General features: G+C 38.0%; 17 protein-coding genes. 10 read left to right on the forward strand and 7 right to left on the reverse strand.

Annotated elements, in window-relative coordinates; genetic code table 11:
- Positions 1–120: 120 nt before the first annotated feature.
- The 5 genes from ACM03V_RS00200 to ACM03V_RS00220 all read right to left on the reverse strand — a co-directional run bounded on the left by ACM03V_RS00200 (position 121) and on the right by ACM03V_RS00220 (position 5359).
- A complete protein-coding gene (locus tag ACM03V_RS00200) occupies positions 121–1011 on the reverse strand; it encodes an ion channel (RefSeq protein ID WP_414618731.1) in 891 nt (296 codons plus the stop codon).
- A 602-nt stretch (positions 1012–1613) separates the two neighbouring features.
- Positions 1614–2555, reverse strand: a complete 942-nt coding sequence (locus ACM03V_RS00205; RefSeq protein WP_414618732.1) for an FTR1 family iron permease — start codon at positions 2553–2555, stop codon at positions 1614–1616.
- Between the two features lie 155 nt (positions 2556–2710).
- On the reverse strand, positions 2711–3148 hold the full coding sequence (locus ACM03V_RS00210) for a ferritin-like domain-containing protein (protein ID WP_414618733.1): 438 nt from the start codon (positions 3146–3148) through the stop codon (positions 2711–2713).
- Between the two features lie 235 nt (positions 3149–3383).
- A complete protein-coding gene (locus tag ACM03V_RS00215; protein ID WP_414618734.1) occupies positions 3384–4175 on the reverse strand; it encodes a hypothetical protein in 792 nt (263 codons plus the stop codon).
- Positions 4176–4354: 179 nt separating this feature from the next.
- A complete protein-coding gene (locus ACM03V_RS00220; protein ID WP_414618735.1) occupies positions 4355–5359 on the reverse strand; it encodes a multicopper oxidase domain-containing protein in 1005 nt (334 codons plus the stop codon).
- Between the two features lie 894 nt (positions 5360–6253).
- On the opposite strand from ACM03V_RS00220, the gene ACM03V_RS00225 reads away from it, so the two are divergent.
- The 10 genes from ACM03V_RS00225 to ACM03V_RS00270 all read left to right on the forward strand — a co-directional run bounded on the left by ACM03V_RS00225 (position 6254) and on the right by ACM03V_RS00270 (position 16551).
- On the forward strand, positions 6254–7180 hold the full coding sequence (locus ACM03V_RS00225; protein WP_414618736.1) for an energy-coupling factor ABC transporter permease: 927 nt from the start codon (positions 6254–6256) through the stop codon (positions 7178–7180).
- On the forward strand, positions 7173–7835 hold the full coding sequence (locus ACM03V_RS00230; RefSeq protein ID WP_414618737.1) for an energy-coupling factor transporter transmembrane component T family protein: 663 nt from the start codon (positions 7173–7175) through the stop codon (positions 7833–7835). The genes ACM03V_RS00225 and ACM03V_RS00230 overlap by 8 nt, the downstream gene beginning before the upstream one ends.
- A gap of 194 nt (positions 7836–8029) precedes the next feature.
- Positions 8030–8752 carry an energy-coupling factor ABC transporter ATP-binding protein gene (locus ACM03V_RS00235; RefSeq protein WP_414618738.1) on the forward strand — a complete coding sequence of 241 codons (723 nt, stop codon included), beginning with the start codon at positions 8030–8032 and terminating at the stop codon, positions 8750–8752.
- 57 nt (positions 8753–8809) lie between these two features.
- Positions 8810–9127, forward strand: a complete 318-nt coding sequence (locus ACM03V_RS00240) for a hypothetical protein (RefSeq protein ID WP_414618739.1) — start codon at positions 8810–8812, stop codon at positions 9125–9127.
- A gap of 357 nt (positions 9128–9484) precedes the next feature.
- Entirely contained in the window at positions 9485–9691 is a 207-nt protein-coding gene (locus tag ACM03V_RS00245) for a VOC family protein (protein WP_414618740.1), read from the forward strand.
- A 262-nt stretch (positions 9692–9953) separates the two neighbouring features.
- Positions 9954–10385, forward strand: a complete 432-nt coding sequence (locus tag ACM03V_RS00250) for a hypothetical protein (protein WP_414618741.1) — start codon at positions 9954–9956, stop codon at positions 10383–10385.
- A gap of 275 nt (positions 10386–10660) precedes the next feature.
- A complete protein-coding gene (locus ACM03V_RS00255) occupies positions 10661–12841 on the forward strand; it encodes an iron uptake porin (RefSeq protein ID WP_414618742.1) in 2181 nt (726 codons plus the stop codon).
- A 150-nt stretch (positions 12842–12991) separates the two neighbouring features.
- Positions 12992–14326: a hypothetical protein gene (locus tag ACM03V_RS00260; RefSeq protein ID WP_414618743.1), complete on the forward strand. Its 1335-nt coding sequence runs from the start codon at positions 12992–12994 to the stop codon at positions 14324–14326.
- Positions 14327–14499: 173 nt separating this feature from the next.
- A complete protein-coding gene (locus tag ACM03V_RS00265; RefSeq protein WP_414618744.1) occupies positions 14500–15177 on the forward strand; it encodes a DUF1361 domain-containing protein in 678 nt (225 codons plus the stop codon).
- A gap of 189 nt (positions 15178–15366) precedes the next feature.
- Positions 15367–16551: a hypothetical protein gene (locus tag ACM03V_RS00270; RefSeq protein WP_414618745.1), complete on the forward strand. Its 1185-nt coding sequence runs from the start codon at positions 15367–15369 to the stop codon at positions 16549–16551.
- Between the two features lie 170 nt (positions 16552–16721).
- Here the strand turns inward: ACM03V_RS00270 and ACM03V_RS00275 are convergent, their stop codons facing one another.
- Together ACM03V_RS00275 and ACM03V_RS00280 are read right to left on the reverse strand one after the other, a co-directional pair.
- Positions 16722–18275: a Ppx/GppA phosphatase family protein gene (locus tag ACM03V_RS00275; protein ID WP_414618746.1), complete on the reverse strand. Its 1554-nt coding sequence runs from the start codon at positions 18273–18275 to the stop codon at positions 16722–16724.
- A 147-nt stretch (positions 18276–18422) separates the two neighbouring features.
- Positions 18423–20897, reverse strand: a complete 2475-nt coding sequence (locus tag ACM03V_RS00280) for a putative PEP-binding protein (protein WP_414618747.1) — start codon at positions 20895–20897, stop codon at positions 18423–18425.
- Between the last annotated feature and the right edge of the window lie 433 nt (positions 20898–21330).

Consider the following 21330-nt stretch of genomic DNA (forward strand, 5'->3'; position numbering starts at 1 on the left):
ACATCTGTCGTTGAAAGGAGATATGGTGCTTACTATTCCTGCTTTAGATGTACTTTCACAACAAATTTTTTATACCTATAGATTAAATAAAAAACCTTCCCCCATCTCCTCATTTCCCCTTCACTCCAACGCTACGGCATCATGAAAGCAACTATAATCAACACTGCGTCTACCATCTCGGGTTTTAGATAAAATATCCGCAAATTTATGATTCCAGAGAATTTCTGTCGGAATATATGAGTAATGAGCGTGAATATTTTCAGAAACGGTTTGATCGATTCCAGTTATAGTTATTAGTATTTCCATTTCTTTCTCAACCATCTCCTCTAAAGTTACGCCGTTAAGAGGGCTACTCTCATGTATCGGATGCATAACCGTCCAAGTTAAAGCGAAAAGTGATGATTGATTGCGAAATAATGGTAACTTATAAAACCGACGCATCTCTTGCCCTTCTTCTGTTATTTCGCTGGTTACTAAATTTACATTAACTTCAGCTTCTAGAATCCAGCTTTGACGTTCATTAGCAACTCGAAACATCAAAGTTGGTATGCCATTATGAGGAGCAACGACTGCTACACGACTAAACATAACTCGCGCTTTAGGAAGAGAAAAGCGAGCAAATACCAATCCACTTCCTACTGATACTCCTAAAAGTCCCAACAAAGCTTCAATGGCAACTAAAATATTAGCAACCAAAGTTTTAGGATACATTGCACCATAGCCGATGGTAGCCATAGTTTGAACGCTAAAAAAAAATGCATCGAAGAAATTACCTTCACGCATATTTTCTATGCCGTTTCCTGCTGCTAAATACATCAAAGCAAACAAAACATTAGTGATTATATAACCCGCACCTACCACAGCAAACAACTTTACCCATGAAAGAGTTAGCAATGCATGATATAAGTCGTCCCAATCAAACCTAGATACCCCTTTGCGAACAACATTAAAGTTTCCATCAGGATTAACTAAACGACGCACTGAAATTTTTTTTCGGTGAGTTTTAACCATTGATTATTAAATAAAAAATATTCTAAAATTATGCTCCCCTACATTATCTAATGCAAAGGAACATAATTTGAAGATAGGGAATTAGGAGAATGGGAGTTATGAGTTATGAGTTATGAGTTATGGATAGGTCTTACGCAAAGCCCCCTTAAAAAGCAGGGGTTGGGGGGATCTTAGAGTTAGGAATGCCTGCTTTTTGGTTGCGGTTGTTTTGTAATGATTGCCAGCATAAATAGTAATACTATTTGCACATAGCATTAATAAAGTTATAAAGCTATATAGGAATATAGAAATATAGCTTGCCGATCGCTGATATTGCGACAGCCAACAATATCTGTGAAATAAGTAATGAGATTAATAGGGAACGCCGTCTTTTGAACTGAACGAAGTCGCCAACTTCTTTGTTACTTTTTATAAGTATACTGGTTTCAAAATGCAAAAAAAGTCAAATTATTGCGAATTAAGCCGTATATAAATTTCCTAAAATTCTCTGAGGAAAAGTTTAAGAAAAAGTTTTGTAATTATTAATTATTGCTTAATCGTAGTTTTTGTGCTAATTGAATATTTTCAGGAATGGAATAGGCAACAGGAAATTGGCAACAGTGTTAACCGGCTGGAATATTCTTTTTATTTGTGGGTAAAGTACCTAAAATACTACGCAAATACAAACCTCCCACAGATAATAAAAACGATACGTATGCAATTGCTTGAACTAAATACAAATGTTCTCTATAGCCAAATAGTACTTTGAGAATTACTCCTGGAAACTTTTTATCTGGCAATATATTTGATGCATTCCACATCATTGGGCCTAATATACAAGAATGAATTTCCCTAAAACTTTGATTGTAAAAACAAATATTTTCCCAGCTACTATCTATAAGGGCTAAAGCAGTAAAAGCTTGGTCAAATTTGCGTAGCCCCCCAACTACTAATCCCGCAACAATTAAAACTAAGAAAATACCCATTACCTGGAAAAACTGGCGGATATTTATTTTTACTCCCCATTGAAATATCAGCGCACCAATTAACGTTGCAGTTGTGATACCTAAAATTGCTCCAACTGTAGGAACTAAACCTTCTTGAAAATTAGAAGCAAGAAATAAAACAGTTTCAAAACCCTCGCGCACAACAGCGATTAAAACTAAAGTAAAAACCCCCCAACCGGCTTTAGAATCTGCTTTCAAAGCTTCCTGCACGGCTCCCTCAACTTCAGCTTTCATAAATTTCGCTTGCTTTGTCATCCACAAAAGCATCCAGCTAAGCATTGCGATCGCAATAACGCTGAATACTGCTTCCATCAAAGGTTTAACTATAGGAGCGTATTCAGGATTAATTACCCCTGCTGCTTGAATTATCGAAGCGAATAATATTCCGATCAGCCCACTTATAATAATCCCAACGCCTACCCCTGCATATACCCAAGGATTAAGTCGGGATTGTTTAGCTTTCCCAAGCATTGCCAATACTATTCCAACGACGAGAGCCGCTTCAACTCCCTCTCGGAGAGTTACTAAAAAGGTAGGTAGCGCTGCACTAAAGTCCATTTGCGGTTAGTTGTTAGTTGTTAGTTGTTAGTTGTTAGTTGTTAGTTGTTAGAAGTTAATTAAAAAAATATCTACCCCCTCTCCCAATCCCCAATCCCCAATCCCCATCTCAAAAAAAGTGGGCAAAATAATAAACAATTGCCCACCTTGTTTAATTAGCTAAAATCGCGTAACATTTTTTTCAATTCAAGATTGTGCATCTCTTCTTGTCCAATCATATTACGAGCGAATTCTTCTAAATAAATGCTGGCATCTTCAACTGTATGTAAAAACTTTTTATACAGATCCAAAGCCTTTTGTTCGTGTGACAAGCTTTCTTCTAAGATATCTTTAACTTTGTGCTTGTAGGTTTCTTCCATTGGGGCAATTTTTAGGCTAGGATGTCCACCATCAATTCCTGTGAGAATTTCTCCTACTTGTTGAGCATGAAGTAATGATTCGCTGGCTTGTGCTTTGAAAAAATCCACAATGGGAATGCGATATGGCCCCGTTACCATCAAGGAATAATGCGTGTAGCGCACTACTCCTGCTAGTTCAAATTCCATGATGGCATTTAACAGGTCAATTGTTTTTTTGTTGTCGAGTTCTTGCATCAGACTATAATTCGCGAAAAGTTTTGTTAGCAGCGATTTATTGAGTTAATAGTTAGGAGAAAAGCAGTGAAACTTTGGAAGTTAAAAGTATGATTTATAACTTCTTTTTTTCTCCTCAAAAGAGTTCTGTTTCTATTCCTAACTTTTACTCAACTCTAACTGATTTTAAACTCTTCTCAACTTTGTACTTGCTCAAATTGATCGGTTTCAACTATTCCCTTTGTGTAATAGCACTTTAAGTTTTTATGACTTTTTGAGCATTTTCCTCAATGGTATTTACCAATGTGGTTACTTCTTTTGGTGTTTTCGCAGGTGCTGACGGAGGAATCACGCTCGGCCAAGCTTTTGTTAGTTCGCTCATACTGCTTGTAATCGCTTTGTCTGCTTCTGGATACGCTGTCTGCATTTGACTCGAAATTCCTTTGTACAAATCTTGAGCGTAAAGCACAAAGCCACGAGAATCTTGATATTCAATATCTTCGACAATTTTACCATTGGCGATCGCCGCTTCGTATTCAGATGAAGCTGTATCTAATACGCGATTAATTACAGCCAGCACAAATTCGGGTTTGTTGCGTTGTTCTTCTGGTATAGCTGCAATGGCTCCATCCACCGCTTCCATTGATGATGTAAAGCTAGTTGCGACTTTGGCATCTTTAGGCTTGGCTTTAACTAAATCGTGCAAATTGTCTAAAGTGCTTTTAAATTCTTTAACATTCTTTTCTTTTAGTTGACTTTCAACATCAGAGTAGATTTCTTCTACTGGATGTCCGATATGTGGTTCAGCTTGTTTCGGTTCGTTTTTGTCCAGCAATTCTTTAGCAACCATCAGATGTCCTTTCATTAAAGCCATTTTGGTCATATATCCCACATCTTTTGCTTCGCCACCCTCAGTAGATTGGGTTTGAGCCACTGGAGCAGTTGTAGGTACATTTTCTGCTGTTGGAGTATTATCGCCGATGCAAGAACTTAAAGTAACTACTGCAAAAGCCGCAGCAGCCAAACATATATAGCGAAATGGTTTCATTTTCTTGTTCCTAAAAGTGTTTCAAAGTTGATCGGTCAAGTATTTTTACCGGATGTTAATTGCACTTGTTTGACACAGTGTCGTTTTTTAACTTTGGGTATTATGCATCTAATGCAACCATTTATCAATTATTTAAGATATTTTATTGAAAAAGTTGATAAAGAATCATATTTTTTCAATCAAGTTTTGCTTGTTTCGATCACTTCAAAGTTGCCCATGCAGCCATGTTCTGCTGTTATGTCTTGATGGGGATGGAACATATATTTACCGGGATATTTATATGAAAATTCCAAGATATGCCGTTCCGCAGTCCCCATAGTAATTACGTCGCTTTCATAACTGGGTTGTAAAGTCATTCCCGTAGGATAAACCTTAAAGAAGTTGGCATGGATGTGAAATGTTGCTGCTTCATCAAACTCAATCATATTTAGTACGTACAAACGCACCAACTGATTTTGATAGATTCTGATCGGATGGTCTAAATAATATTCAGGTATGCCGTTAAAAGCATAAAATTCGTTCTTATGGTCGCCATTAGTGTCATATCCAGCCATAATCAACACCATTTCATCTGCTGGAGGACGAGGTGATGGTGGATCTACAATAAACATCCCGTACAATCCTTTAGCAATATGACGGGTAACTGGTTCTATATGACAGTGGTAAAGATGAACTCCATAAGGTTCTGCGTCAAATTCGTAAATCGTCTCCTTGCCATTTGTGACTGGGCGAACTCCATCTGATGCAGCCGGATGGGTGCCGTGAAAATGCATTGAATGCGAATGTCCCCCTCTATTGAGGAAGATAATCCGAACGCGATCGCCGACTTTAGCTCGAAGTGTTGGACCGGGTACTTGTCCGTTATAAGTCCAGACGTTGAAAGAAACGGCGCTATTTAAGTTTATTGTCTCATTTTTAGCAGTTATGCGGAATTCTCGAATTTTACGTCCGTTTTCTTGCTTAATTGTGCCATAGTCAAAATTCCTCAATGCCTTCATCGGTTTGTTTTCCTCCGGAGGTATATCGGAATCTATTGGCGGGATTAATATTTGCGATTTGCTTCTTTGATTAAGTGAAAGCCAAAGTAATCCTGCACTCGATGCACCAGCCCCTATCAATCCCAGCTTCAGAAGTTGACGACGACTCCAAATTTTATCTTTGTTGAAAACAAAGCGATCGGACATGGTATTGCTATTACTAAAGCTCTTTAATTGATAAGTCTTTTCAAGTATTGTCCGAAAATGAGTATAGAATAATTAGGATCTATTGTCAATTACTTGTAAATATCTTTGGAATAATAGTTTCGTTATTGGATAAGTCTGGGGCTGTAAGAATTTGAGGTGCCTAAAAGTCTGGTTTCTTAATTCTTATTCTGGAGTTAGAAATGCGTTTATTAATTATTTTGGTTCTTCAGTACCTAGTATGCCAAATTATTACTTAAAAACTAAAATATTCTTTTTTAGACTGGGTTTAAAGCTCAAAACTGTAAAAAAGCTAAAAATGTTAGTTAAAAAATCTAAATTTATTACATGGCAACACTTCCAATGTTTCTGCGAGTGTTTTTAGCATAGTAAGTACTGAATAGCCATTATTTTTTACTTATAAACTTCTTAGTCACGTGTATTTCTTATCAACAATTTTTTGATTTTTGCAACTAAATAAATAAAAATATATAGAAGACATAAGTTTAGTTTTATCTATATCTAAACAGTCTCAGGAAAAGTCAAAAATCAAATAAATTATCATAAATTACTTGTATTCGCATCGGATACGTTCTTACGTATTTACTAACTAAATTTGTACCCTACTTCATTGGCTTTACTCTTTGTAACTCTTCGGAGAATTTATTTTCAAACAAAAAAGTAATTACCGACAGCAGTTGTTAGCAAAATAAAATTCATTTACAATTTGCAAAAAAAGTATATTTTCAGATATTAAATTGATATAAAAACATACGTAATAACTAAGTAAAATGCCCCCGCAGGGGATTGTATTAAAGGTGAAAATTCTGTTTTATATTAATATTCTGCGTATTTAATTTGCGTATTTTCTAGTACTAAGTAATAGTTCTTTTCACTATGCATATTCCTGATGGGTTTGTTTCCGTACCTGTAGCTGCGGCTACTACCATAGCGAGTGTGGCTGGGCTGGGTGTAGCTTTAGTTCGTTCAAAAGATGCCTTTGGAGTACGTCGCGCTCCAGTTCTAGGTTTAACTACCGCTTTTATTTTTGCCGCACAAATGATTAATTTTCCTGTAGCCGGGGGAACTAGCGGTCACTTATTGGGAGGAACTTTAGCGGCAATAGTGTTAGGTAGTCCTTGGGCAGGTGCCTTATGTAGTGCAATTGTATTAATTATTCAGGCAGTGCTGTTTGCTGACGGTGGGATTACAGCCTTGGGTGCAAATATTTTTAACATAGGATTCGTTGGAGTTTGGGTAGGTTGGCTTTTAACCCAAACTTTGCATCGACTGTTCGGAGGTTCAAAAAGCCGTTTACATTTAGCTGCTGGGATTGCAGCGGCTGTAAGTGTACCGATCGCCGCGATTTTTGCTGCCATAGAGTTAGCAATTTCGGGTACTGCAAATTTTGGGGTAGTTTTACCAGCGATGGCGGGAGTACATATTTTAATTGGTATAGGTGAAGGTTTAATTACCGGGGGAGTGCTGGCTTATTTGGTAAAAGCAAGACCGGATCTGTTACCGGGGAATGATGAAGATCAGATTCGCAGCTGGGTTGTTCCGGTGGTGAGCATTTTTCTGATTGCTGGATTGCTATCTTTATTTGCTTCGGCTTGGCCTGATGGTTTGGAAAAAGTTGCAGAAGACAGTGGCTTTATTGACTTAGCGGAACAAGTAAGAATTTCGGTACCAACACCTTTCGCAGACTATACATTTAATAATTCCGAGGGTATAGGTACAAGCATCGCTGGGATTATTGGCAGCATAGCTTGCTTCGGCGTTGCATGGGGAATAGCACAAGTAGTTAAACCAAAAAATGCATAAACTTTCTCTAACTTTACGATTGCAGCTGTCTTTAATAATTGTGATTGGGGCAGCTTTTCTGAAATTGAATGCTTGGTATTGGCTGGGTGCCTATGGAATAATAGCTGTTTGTTGGGCTGTTTCAATGCGCGTACCAGTTCGCAAACTCACAGGTTTATTAGGTTTGGAACTGATATTTTTATCATTTATAGCCTTACCATTAGGTTGGGAACGAGCTAGTTTTTTGTTAGTTCGTTCTCTAATATGTTTGCTAACTATGAATAGCTTTTTGTTGACTTTGCCACCTCATAGTTTTGGTATTGCTCTCAAAGGTTTACCTCTTCCGAAGGCTTTTAAAGAAACATTACTATTAGCCGGACAATACTTAGAAATTTTGCTCGGAGAGGTAACTCAAATGCAGCGTAGTGCAAAACTTCGCGGTTTGAACGGTGCAACAGGATGGGTTCGTTACGCTAATGCTTCTATGATTGGGGCTTTATATCTCCGCAGTCTTGACAGAGCCGAGCGAGTTTACGCTGCAATGATAGCTCGCGGTTACAACGGAATGTTACCAATTGATTCGACGCTGAGAATTAAAGAGCGCTTTGGTTTGCTCGCAATGGGTATCTTAGCTGGCAGTTTGACTATAGCTTCTTACCTACTACCCTTCAAATAGTCGGCTTTGACTTAAGTAGCACTTACGCAAAGCCCCCCTTACTAAGGGGGGTTGGGGGGATCTTAAATGTCTGGAACACTATATTTTCCGTTATTGCTGCGTAATTCCTATTAAAAATAAATTGATTTGACCGAGACGGCGTACACAATGCAACGTCTTTCAATATTAAAAAAGATAAAAGCTAAAAATTAACAATGCAAAAAATAACTGTTGAAGTTCAAAATATTGCTTATTCTTATTCTAATCAACAGCCAGTATTACACGATATTTCTTTTACATTAAATGCCGGAGAAAGAGTTGCTTTAATGGGACCAACTGGTTCGGGTAAAAGCACTTTATTAGAAAATTTAATTGGTTTAAAACAACCATCAAAAGGCAAAATTATCATTAACGATATTCCATTAGAACCAAAAACATTATCAGAAGTGCGGCGTTATATTGGATTTGCTTTTCAAGATGCTAACGACCAATTATTTATGCCCACAATCTTAGAAGATGTGACTTTTGGTCCTCTTAACTACGGTGTCCCAGCAGCAGAAGCAAAAGATATAGCGAGACAATTATTAATGGACTTTGGCTTAGAAGCTTATGCCAAACGTTCCGCACACGAACTTTCTGGTGGACAAAGAAGACTTGCAGCAATAGCCGCGATTTTAGCTTTAAACCCTGATATATTGATTTTGGATGAGCCAACAAATGGACTCGATCCCTCATGGCGACGCAATTTAGCCCAAGTATTGTTAAATTTACCAGTTAAAGTAATATTAGTTGCTTCTCACGATCTAAATTGGTTAAGTAAAGTTACCGAACGCGCTTTGGTACTTTCAGGAGGTCGCATACACGTAGATAGCGACATCGAGTCATTGTTAAAAGATAATGAAACCTTAGAAAATTTGGGTTTACCAGTAGGTTGGTGATAACCTTTAACAAGCCGTAGAAACAAGAGTTGGGAAATACAATCGGAGAAATATTGGATGAATAAATTTGACGAGATTGAAGTTGATTTTAAAACTGTTGATTTTGCCTCTCTTGATACGGACGAAGATTTTCGTAAAGAAGCACAGCGATTGCTACCACAAACATTAGTGCAAGTAGGGGAAGCAATGGCAGAGAAAACTTGGGACGAATTGCAAAAAGAAATGCAAAAATCGGGAATGAAAGCTGGTGCTTCTCAGAGTGCTAAACGTAAATTTGTTCAAGAAACAAAAAGAACCTATCAGCGGAATGCTAGCAGTAGAGAGAAACGAGAACTTGAAGATTATATTGTAGAGCAGCTTCATCAATATAAATAAGGCTCTTCAGTACTTACTATGCTAAAAACATTCGTATAAAAGCTGGAAAGATTACCACGTAATAGATTTAGGTTTTTTAACTAACATTTTTAGCTATTTTACAGTTTTGAGCTTTAAACCCATGTAAAAAACAATATTTTAGTTTTTAATTAATAATTTGGCATACTAGGTACTGAAGAGCCATAAATAATTGAATATTTAACTTTTAATTCCGGTAATTTTAGTTAATAGAGGAATAGAGGCATCATATGAGATGCCCCTATTAATATAGTTGTTATTAAAAATTCTCTATCTATAATTCTCTATCTATAATTTAAGCTTTGTAATTGTTAAATTAAACTTTTCTATGAAGTCAGCATGGAGCAAATAAATAGAATTGACCACTTAGTTTTAACCGTTCGCAATATTGAAGCTACCTGCAATTTTTACAGTCAAGTTCTGGGTATGCAAATAATTACCTTCGCTGATAACCGTAAAGCATTGCAATTTGGACAACAAAAAATTAATTTGCACCAAGCAGGAAAAGACACCAGGTTCGGCAGATATTTGTTTTATTACCAATAAACCACTTTCCCAAATCAAAAAACATATCATTTCCTGTAGTGTGGATATCATAGCAGGCCCGGTAATCAGAACGGGAGCCACCGGAGCAATCGAATCTATATATATACGCGACTTAGATATAAATTTGATTGAAATAGCGAATTACCGGAACAGTTAGCAAAATTGCGGAATCATCGGATACTATGATTTCGGTACTGCTATAAGTAGACTATTAATGTTTAATTGTCATAAATATAAAGTAATTGCTTCTCTAAACCTAAGCATGGCTTTGCTAATCACAGGCTGTAATGAAACCAAGCAAGCTCAGTGTCAGCGACTTATTAAAATTGTTAACGAAGGAACTTCTCTAATCGAAAAAAATAAAGGCTCGCAAGTCACATTAAGTTTGGGGTTAGCCAAGGATTTGGAAGATGTCAACAAAAAGATAGAAAGACAAAACTTCAAAGATCCAAAACTCGAAGACTTCAAAAATCAATATGCCAAACATTTTCAAACTTTCAGCAAAAATATAGACTCCGCAGCCAAAGCCCTCGGTTCATCCAAAACTGCCGAAGTCTCCTCAGCTGGTAGAGAGCAAGTCCGAAAAGCTAAAAAAGATATTGAAACATCTCTCAAGCAAGTATCAGATGCTGCGAAAAAATCTGATACTTTAGCAAACGAACTCAATCAGTATTGTACTCAAACCGTAGAGTAAGGATTGGGGATTGGGGATTAGGGATTAGGGATTGGGAATTGGGGATGGGGAGATGAGGAAATTTTTAATCCAAAATCTAAAAGACACGCATCCGTTGTTAAAATCTAAAATCCAAAATCCTATAACTCCTAACTCTTAACTCCTCCCTGCTTCCTAATCCCTTCAGTATATTCACTCAATATTGTCTTTTTTATAACCTTTTATTAATAAATATTCCTGAAGCTAACCTATTGTTTCTGTGAAAGGAAATATTGGAGTTAGTAAAGCGAGATACAATGCGTGATATCAGTCTGCTGGTGGCGAGCGTGTTAACAACAGGACAAACTAATGTACCTGAGTTGCCGGAAGTACTGCCAGAACCCTTAGAAAATACACAGCAACAATTAAGGCAGGATCGGGAAACAGAAGTCGCTCCATCGGCTGAGATCGCTTCACCTGAGTTTGTCGATCGCGATATGCCGAAGGCATCTAGCTTCGCTAATCGCACTTTAGCAAGCCAAGAACAATGTAACTATAGTAATTGCGATGAAGGCAAGCAGTCTCAAATGTCTGGCAATTCATCACAAGAGCGTGAATCTGCAAATGTTTTACAATTGTCTCCAACTGTAATTACACCAGACGAGAAAAAGATAAAGCAACAAAATATACTTAAAAAAAGTAGAAGTAAGATTCAGTTTAAAGATTCTTTTTCTTTAACTCAGGAAGCCGAAGAAAAACAACTTTCTAAAAAAACTTTTGCTTCAGAATCAGCAGAAGTTAAATCGGAACCTATACCTCTACAAAAATCTAATTTAGAAGCATCTGGCAGTAACGTTCGCATTTTGCTTCTTAATAAATTAGATAAACCAGAAGATATCCCAAAATTTACTCAACATTTAGAGCAAAGGTTCGATACAGATAGTAATGAATCACATCAACCTATTGCCAGAAATAAATCTTTAGAATCAGAAAATCCGATGTCAGAAGTCACATCGTTATCTGAACTTGATGATGTAAGTTCAACAGATTGGGCTTTTGACGCTTTACAGTCTCTAGCAAATCGTCATAATTGCGCTCTCGGATATTCTGACGGTACTTTTCGAGGTAATAAGGTTATCAATCGTTATCAATTTGCGACTGGAATAGATGCTTGTTTGCAAAAAATTAACGAATTAATTGCTAGAAAGGGAGCAAGTATTGTTGATGAACAAGATTTAATTATTTTGCAACGCTTGCAAAACGAGTTTCGATCGGAATTGAACCAGTTGCAAGAACGAATTATTTCTTTAGAAGAAAGAACTAACGAATTACAAGCAAATCGATTTTCCCCCACGACTCGGTTTTTTGGACAAGCTACCACTAGTTTGCAAGGAACTAACACAAACGAAGTAGATTTATTTCCTAGAGATGGAGTAGCAGAGCGTACAGCAGAAACTAATCTGACTTTGACTAACAGTATGCAGATTACGTTAGCGACTTCGTTTACGGGAAGAGATTTACTGTTAACTGGTTTGTATGCAGGAAATTTGGGTTCTTCTGCATCGTCTTTGTTTACTAATATGGGGCGTTTGAGTTTTGAGTCGGATACAGACAACGATTTATTTATCAACGATTTGTCTTATCGTTTCCCCGTCTCCAATAACTTCGGAGTTGTAGTTGGTGCTGCGGGTGTCAATCCTAGTTCTACATTTCGCGGAATCAATCCTTTAGAAGGTTCTGGAGAAGGGGCAATTTCTGCCTTTGCTCAACGCAACCCAATTTTAGGAGTTGGTAGCGGTACTGGTGGTGTCGGTTTTGATTGGCAAATTAATAACCGTATGAGTTTACAAGGAGTTTATAGCGCTCAATTTCCCAGTTTTGCAGCAGATAAAAACGTTGGTGGACTTTTCGGTGGTAGAAATACCCTTGGCGCTCAGTTGACGGTAACGCCTGCTGACGATATTGATGTTGGCTTGCATTATCTTTATTCCCGCTCTCCCGATAGTTTGTTAGCAACTGGTGTTGGTGATGCTCAGTTAACTTCTCCTTTCGCACCGAATACAGGTTTTGATACTCAAGCCGTTGGTGCTACTGTGGCTTACCGTATTAATCCCAATTTGCAAATAGGGGGTTGGGGAGGCTGGACTTTCTCTAACCCAGAAGATATTCAAGGTAGCGTCACAACCAATAATTGGGCAGTATTCGCGGCTTTTCCCAACTTAGGGAGACGCGGTAATTTAGGAGGAATTGTTGTTGGACAGCCACCAAAAATTACATCAAGTAGTTTACCCGATGGATTCAATTTTCCTAACTTTTCCGATAACGGAACCCCAGGGGGACGCGATGCTACATCTTTGCACGTGGAAATGTTTTATCGCGCTAAATTAAACCAAAATCTTGATATAACTCCGGGCTTTTTCGTTGTCTTTAACCCCGATCACAATCAGAGTAACAACCCTTTGATAGTAGGAACGTTAAGAGCCACGTTCCGGTTTTAATTTGCTGTTAGTGTAAATGTAATCAATAGCGTTAGTTGTATTTACGTGCAACTATTTTTACCTGCTATTTTCAGATAACGTGTTAACTAACAGCGTTAAAAGTCTGAATATTGAGTCAGAGTTTAGTCAGAATAAAAAAACAATTTTAAAATGCAGCAACAAAATTACCGTAAATCAGCTTTTACAGCCATTCTTGGCAGCGGTTTAGTAGCAACCATTATTGGTTTAACTACATCAAGCGCTTTTGCTCAGCAAACTACCACTTCGCCACTCACAATTCAAAGCACTGGTACAATATCTGGTACTCTTGAACTTCCAAAATTTAATCCCAATTTTGGCGACCCAAAGAACCCTACCCGTGTAGATACTGATTCTAATGGTGTTTATTCTCGTAACATCGGAACTGAAAAAAATCCTAATTGGGTGGAAGTTTATAAGTCATCACACGTAGTAAACGTCACTAAAGATGGCACTCTAAAATCCTACGTTGATTTTTTGGGTATTCCTGTTGCTTCCTTCGACGCGGTTATAACTTCTCCAGCACTCTCAGAGGGTGAAATGGCAACCTTCAGGTATGACGGTAGACCTGACATGGAAGGAACCGTAATTAAAGGGGTAGTTAAAGATGAATTTGGAGTCAAAAAATCTTCTTATACTGGCATTGTCACCGACCCTAAGACAGGAATCAAATATAAAGGTACTTTTAATGTTACCGGAGTCGGACCGCGATATAGCGATCGCAATGGTGGGGATAGTCCGACAGTATTTGATTTCAAATCTGACATACCGGGTTCTCCAACAGTCAAATCCTTCAAACTCAAAGACAACTCTCCTTTAACAAAGCTATATATCAACGTACCCGAAGGTACAGAAATCCTGACTCCAACAACTACAACTCCCCCAACAACTACAACTCCCCCAACAGGTGGCAGCACTCCTCCAACAGGTGGTACAACTCCCCCAACAGGTGGTACAACTCCTCCAACAGGTGGTACAACTCCTCCAACAGGTGGCACAACTCCCCCAACCACAGGTGGCAGCACTCCTCTATCAACAGGTGGCAGCACTCCCCCAACAACAGGTGGCAGCACTCCCCCTCCAACAACAGGTGGCAGCACTCCCCCTCCAACAACAGGTGGCAGCACTCCTCCATCAATTCCTTCTACAAATCTTGATCCTTCAAGTTCTCCTATAACTTCTTCCCCTTCTACCCCCTCTACCCCCTCTACCCCCTCTACCCCATCTTCCCCTACCCCATCTGACAACTCCATTCCCCCTGCTATAAACAAACTTTTTACTAATCCAGGTTTAAGCATATCTAGTCCTAGCACTGTAACTAACATAGAATTCAGTGGTGGTAATTCTTTTGGAACTAATTCAAACGTTACAAATTCGAGTAGCAGTCAGAATGATAGCGGTCGCACTCAAACATCTGCATCTAAATCCAAAAATAAAGGCCCCAGCAGTCGGGTAATCATGCGTTAAAAATTGAATTAATTTGTGGAATACAATGTAAGTAAGATGAATTTGATCGCACAGCTAATCAAAAAATAACTAGCTAAAATTGTCATTAATAACTGGTAGTCGGTACTTATTTACAACTGACTGCCAATTACTTGTATCTATACACCCATAAGTCCGTTTATAAGGAAATAGCAATGAAAGCAGAACTAATTGAACTAATGACCAAAGTTATCCAAGTTTTACAAATAAATATACGCTGGATGACTTGGAATCTATTTCTAGCTTTTATACCTTTAGCTTTAAGTGTGTGGCTGTTTCGTCGTAACAAACGCAGTCGTTCCTGGGTTTGGTGGTTGGGATTTGCAGTTTTCTACGCTTTTCTGCCAAACGCACCTTATTTGCTAACCGATGTAATTCATTTAATAGATGATATCCGTACAATCCAGTCGGTATGGATAATTACCCTGGTGCTAATTCCCGTTTATCTGGTGGTGATTTTAGCTGGATTTGAAGCTTACGTTATCTCCTTAATCAATATGGGCTATTACCTGCACCGAATTGGTAAAAGCCAGTGGATTTTAGGTATGGAATTGATTACTCACGCTTTATCTGCGGTTGGTGTTTACTGGGGAAGGTTTTTACGTTTTAACAGTTGGGATTTTGTCACTCAACCGGATGCTGTAATTACTCAAGGTATAGAAGAAATTTTGGGCAAGCAGCCATTAGTAATTTTAGGTATTAGTTTTGTTATACTTACTGCACTTCACTGGTTGATGAAACGAATAACTTTGAGCTTTACTAACCAACGATACAAAGGTATGGCAAATAACTCATCAAAAGCTTCTTTCAAACCTCAAGCCTCAGATGAATAAACTTTTTTCACACCTCCGGTAGAAAGATTACCTCCCCAAGGAAGAGTTAAAATCACTATTGATGCAGTGAAATAGGTTTATATTGAACGGTTGCGCTTCAACTGTTTTGATGTAGCAATCTTTCAGGCCGTTGTTTTGAATATTAACGGTCTGAATTGAATTATTTCATGTTGATAAGAGGAAGTTTGGATGAAATTGATTTCCAGAGAGGAAATAAAAACCTTAGTAGAACAGCCAAAAGATAATAGCATTTCTATTTATATGCCTGTGGTTGCAGCAGGTGCTGAAGTTAGGCAAAACCCAATTAGATTCAAAAATTTAATTAAAGAAGCTCATAATCGTTTAATTGAAGCGGGTGTAGACGAAACCAAAGTAACGCAACTACTGCAAAAAGCCAACGAACTCGATCGACAAGACTTTTGGCAAGAAATTGGAGAACAAGGATTAGCTATTTTTATCTCTAATAATATATTCCGCTACTATGTTGTACCTTTAGAGTTTGAAGAGTTAGTCGTGGTTTCAGACCGTTTCCACGTTAAACCTTTACTACAAATCTTAAATAACAACGGACGTTTTTACGTTTTGGGTTTAAGTCAAAATAAAGTAAGAATGTTGGTAGGTACTCGTTATCGCTGCCAAGAAATTGATTTAACATCTCTTGAAAATGTACCTACAAGTTTGGATGAAGCGCTGCAATATGATGATGTTTCTGAAAAACAGTTACAAATGCATACCGCTGGAAGAAGCGGTTCGCAAAATGCCCAAGCAGGGATTTTTCACGGGCAAGGTGTAGGTACCGATGATGCCGAACAAAAAACCAATATTATGCGATTTTTCAAAGCTTTAGCAAAAGGCTTGGAAAACAACATTTTGCATCATGACGAACAGGTGCCTTTAATATTAGCAGGGGTAGATTTTTTAATTCCCATGTACAAACAGGCAAGTAGTTATCAGTATGTAATGGAAGATGCTCTTACGGGTAATCCAGAAATTCTTAGTCCTCAAGAATTGCATTCACAAGCTTTACCTATAGTCGAAACTTATTGGAATAATTCGCACAAAAAAGTTGTGGATTTGTACAACGAATTGTCAGGAAATAATACCGGCAATGCATCTAACAAACTTGAAGAAATCGTTCCCGCAGCATATTACCAGAAAATAGATACGCTGTTAGTTGCCAAAGGCGAATATAAATGGGGTTTGTTCGATAAAGGTTCGCAACAAGTATCTTTGCACGAACAAGAAGAAACTGGCGACGAAGATTTATTAGATTTAGCCGCAGCCCATACATTAATTAATGGTGGTAGCGTATACGTTGTTGAACCCGATCGGATACCTTCTAATCAACCAGTTGCAGCTATTTTTAGATATTAAGATAGTCAATTATCAATGAACAATTATCAGCTTTTTTGTTGATTATTTACTAATACAAAACTAGCAATCAATTTTATTAGTTCTCATAGGCTTGTAGTAGCGCTTTAGCGCCTAATAATTTCGGATTTCGGATGCGCTGAAGCGCTACTACGAACCTTTGAAATTTGAACTCAGTCTGTACTTAAACAAGCAAACTTTTTCTGAATCTCAACCTGGCAATTTAATACTTCTGCTAGAACTTCACAATTGCGACGAGCATCCCAAATTTCAACTTCAAGATTTTCCTCACCAGAAACAGTTATTTCTAACTTTTCCTCGGATATCTGACAAGAAATCTGTTCGACTCGTTGATTTTTAGTTTTGTTTAATGCCACCGCAATCCTGAGAATTCCCGAAAGCAGTTTAATAATACGGCGATGACATTTGGAGAGCTTTTTAAACTTTTTGTGTTTAGTAGTTGGTTTTGCCTTGCAATGATAGCGAACCAAATGCCCGATTAATAGCATCTCTTCATCGGTAAATCCTCTAGGATCGGTTTGTTCAATAATAAAGCGCGAGTTTTTGTGATACTGCTTAAAAGAGATAAACTGTCCGAGATCGTGAAGTAAAGCCGCAAATTCTAAAATTTCTCGCTCAAAATTGCCGTATCCGTGCAGTTCTTGAGTTTGATCGAATAGTTGTAGTGCTAAATTGGCAACATGGCGATTTTCTTGCCAATCCGATCCATATTTATAAACAAGATGGGCTGCTTTACGGTGCCGCAAATTTTTTTGTTCGGGGAAAGTAGTAAACTCTTGAGGATGCCGTTCTACATAATCTAAGATCATTCCTTCTCGGAGGGAAGCATCACAAAGAGTGATTTCTTTAACTCCTGCCATCTGCAATAGCTGCACCAGTAGCACTCCCCCTAAATGAATTGCATCGGCGCGTTTATCGCTTACTTCCTCAACTTCGGCACGCTCTTTTAGATCCATTTTCAGAAGTTTCTTGGTAAGCTTATTAATCTCTTCTAGCTGTACTACTTCGGAATTAACCGATCGCAATGGTTCGCCACCAGCAGCTATATGCGCTGCTTCTCCCATAGTCCGAATCGTTCCTGATGTGCCGATTACTCGCTCAAAGCCAATCTTATTTATCTTTTCAAAAATTTTTTCACCAACGAAGCGAATGTGAGCCTCTAAAACTCCTCGCCCTTCGGCACCGACAGAACCTTTACCTTCAAACATATCTAGCAAACGTAAAACCCCAAGGGGCATACTATCGCTTTCATAAATTTTAGAGCGATCGCCTACAACTGCTTCCGTACTACCTCCACCAATATCGAGAACCAAAGCTTTGTCTTCTTCGAGGGCGATTGAATTACGAACGGCAAGAAAAATTAACCGCGCTTCTTCTTTTCCCGAAATAATTCTCGGAGAAATACCAGTTTGAGTCAGCACTTCGTTTAAAAAATCTTCTCCGTTGCGTGCCTCACGAATAGCACTGGTTGCAGCAGTGATAATCTCATCTACACCAAGGCGATTAGCTAATTGAACATAGCGACTAATAGTTTCTATACCTAATTTAAAAGCGCGATCGCTAATGTAGTTAGAAGCAAATACTCCCACTCCCAGCTTTACCATTTCCTTCTCCCGCTCAACAATATTAAAGCTACGCCCGCTAGTAGCTTCGACGATAATCATGTGAATGGAATTGGTACCTATATCGATCGCTGCTAATTTCATATATGTAAATGTAATTTTGAAAAATTGTGTTTAGTAAATTGTTAGTCGATACAAGCTCCTAATTAGATACGAGCCGACATAAAAACAATTTTTACTCGTAACAATACAATAAATCAAATTAGCACTTACTTCATCACTGTTGACTGTTCACCGCAACTGATGACGCGCTGCTTGTAAAAGTAAACCTTGTTCGGCACGGTAAATTGCTTGATAAGTTCGCTGCAATGCTTCTGGTTCGACAGATATCGAAGTAATTCCCCATTGCACCAGTTTTTCGATGATTTCTGGATACAGTGCTGGAGCTTGTCCGCAAATAGAACAGGGAATACCCGCTTCTTTTGCCATATCGATTAGTCGGGATATAGCACCCATTACTACCGGATGACGTTCGTCTAAGGATTTTGCTAATACTGCTCGATCCCTATCTACTCCCAGTAATAGTTGGGTTAGGTCATTTGTACCAATTGAAATTCCCTGGACTCCTGCTTTTACATATTCTGGCAGCAAAAATAGTACGCTTGGCACTTCTGCCATAATCCAAAGTTCAAATTCTTTGATGTCGGTTAATCCTGCTTGCTCTACTTTTCGGCGACAAAAAGAAAATTCTTCTACAGTGCGAACGAATGGTAACATTAAACGGATATTATGATAGCCCGCTTGCTGCACATTTTTAAGTGCTGTTAGTTCCATATCAAACACTTCGGAATTAAGCGTGTAGCTAAAAGTACCGCGACCGCCTAATGCTGTTTCCGGTTCGACTGCTTCCACTCCATGATGGTGAAGGTTTGGTAGTTCGTGGGTTCGCCAATCCAAGGAACGATAATAAACTGGTTTTGGAGAAAAACTACGCACAAATTCAAGTATTGTTTTTGTCCATAAATCTAGCAGTTGTTCGTGTCGTCCGTTCCTAATCCACGTGTAAGGGTTTTCCCGATTAAGTATGCTTAATACCATCAGTTCGGAACGTAATAATCCCACACCATCCACTGGTAAAGAAAGCGCTTTATCTATCCTAGTGGGTTGACTTAAGTTAACCATCAATCGCGTGGAAGTCATGGGTAAGTTTGTCGATAAATCGGGGATTGAAGGGAAAGAAGAAACCCATGTCGTATAATGAGTTGATTTTGCACCTTGAGAGGAAACACCGATAACCGAAGATTTGGAGAAGGAATGTTTTTGTTTTTGTTTTCCTTCCTTGTTTTCTACTATTACATTATCAATATGCTGTTCAATATGCTCTTCACCGTGATTTAGAGCAAGACGATTTACTTCCCCACTATCACCGTCGATAAATAGGCGATCGCCATTTTTTATTAGTTTTGTAACGTTCTTAATGCCGACTACTGCTGGAATACCTAATTCTCTAGCGATAATTGCAGCATGGCTAGTTAAACCTCCTTTTTCTGTCACAATACCGCTTATTTCTTGCAGCACTGGCAACCAATCAGGAGTAATCTGAGATGCTATTAAAATAGTATTAAAGGGAAGTTGTTCGATGATGCGTTCACTTCCAATTACAACGGCATTTGCTGATACTTGCCCCGTAGCTACTCCTATTCCTTTAAGCGAAATATTGGATAAATTATTAGATAAATTATTAGATAAATTAGTTACTGGTTGACTAACTTTTGTCAGGTACAGCTTCGGTGAATTTGCTTCTTGGATAAAAGTCCAATTAACTAAGTAATCTTTACCAAGTTTAAAAACAAGTTGATGTGCTAATTCGCTTATTTCCTGCAAATTATGCTCTGACAATACATACTGTTGCTGTTGTGCTTCTTCTAAAAGACTTACTTGCAAACAAGTTTTCTCTGTTTTCTCTAAAGTAAGTACTGATGTTTGTCCTTGTTGCAAAGATTCATTAATCGCAGTGTTTTCACAACGATAAGCCAGAATTTTATTACCTAAGTGCTGTTCTAACAACTTACCAGTCTTCGGTTCTACATAATAAACATCCGGCTGAACTTCACCCCAGTCAATTGCTACTCCCAATCCCCAAGTTGCTTGAATTTCGCATCTAGAAGGATTAACCTCTAATGAGCCACTTGCAATTACATTGTTAATTGGCTGCACTAAAACTGCTAAATTAATCGAACGTAAATCAATTCCCGTTTTTTGCCAATAAAGTAAACTTCTAGCACTAAATAATTGACTCCAAACCCGCTTTAAAGCCAGAGTTATTTCTTTCTCATCGCGAAGGCAAAATACGCATTCATATAGCCCAGAAATATTTTGCGTATTATTGCTTGCATTTGGTAGTGCGACACTTGGACGAAAAACGGTGGATGGACTTTCCCATGTTTGGAGCGCTTCGTAAATTTGTGCTTGCAAGCCCGACGGCAAACTCGAACTCATAATTTCTTGGCGCAAACGTAAAGCTACTTGCTGTAGTTGTCGCCAATTATCAACATCTAAATGCAAAGAAGAATCAGCTAATTCTGCAACTAGTGTTTGAGAAGCAGCTTTTTGTTCTAAATATTCATGCAAAATTTCTGCTGAAACTACAAATCCAGGTATTGCTGGATATCCATGTTCAATTATCTGACTCAAGTTAACGGCTTTATCTCCCACTTGAGTGCGATGCGATGGTTTTATTTCATTCAGCCAGTAAAGTTTATTCACTCAAATAATTCTAATTACGAACACGGGCTATCTTTACAACTTGAAAAGTGGAATCTCTATCGCTAATTGTGAGTTTTTTACTGAAAATATTTTTCTAGTAATCGCTAAATATCTCATATAAAAAAATACTATTAAATACTACTAAATTTTCTCAAGCTTATAAAAATTAATTCAATCCCTCTAAGGCTTGTAAGCTAGATCCACACGAAGAATATATTTAAATTTAAATAAAATTAAACCTAAAATTATTTATTAATACCTATATCTTTAGGAGTATAGCTTTAACAACTGTTTATATTTATTAATAGTCGTACAAAGAATACTTTAGAATACTGTAATTTAATTTGTAGCATTCATAATACTTAATATCAATATTTTACTTAGAGGATGCGCGAAAAAGTCATAAATAAAACCCTAGACTTTCGAGATCCCC

Origin of the sequence: Calothrix sp. CCY 0018, from assembly GCF_963920925.1 — a bacterium.
Taxonomy (GTDB): domain Bacteria; phylum Cyanobacteriota; class Cyanobacteriia; order Cyanobacteriales; family Nostocaceae; genus Rivularia.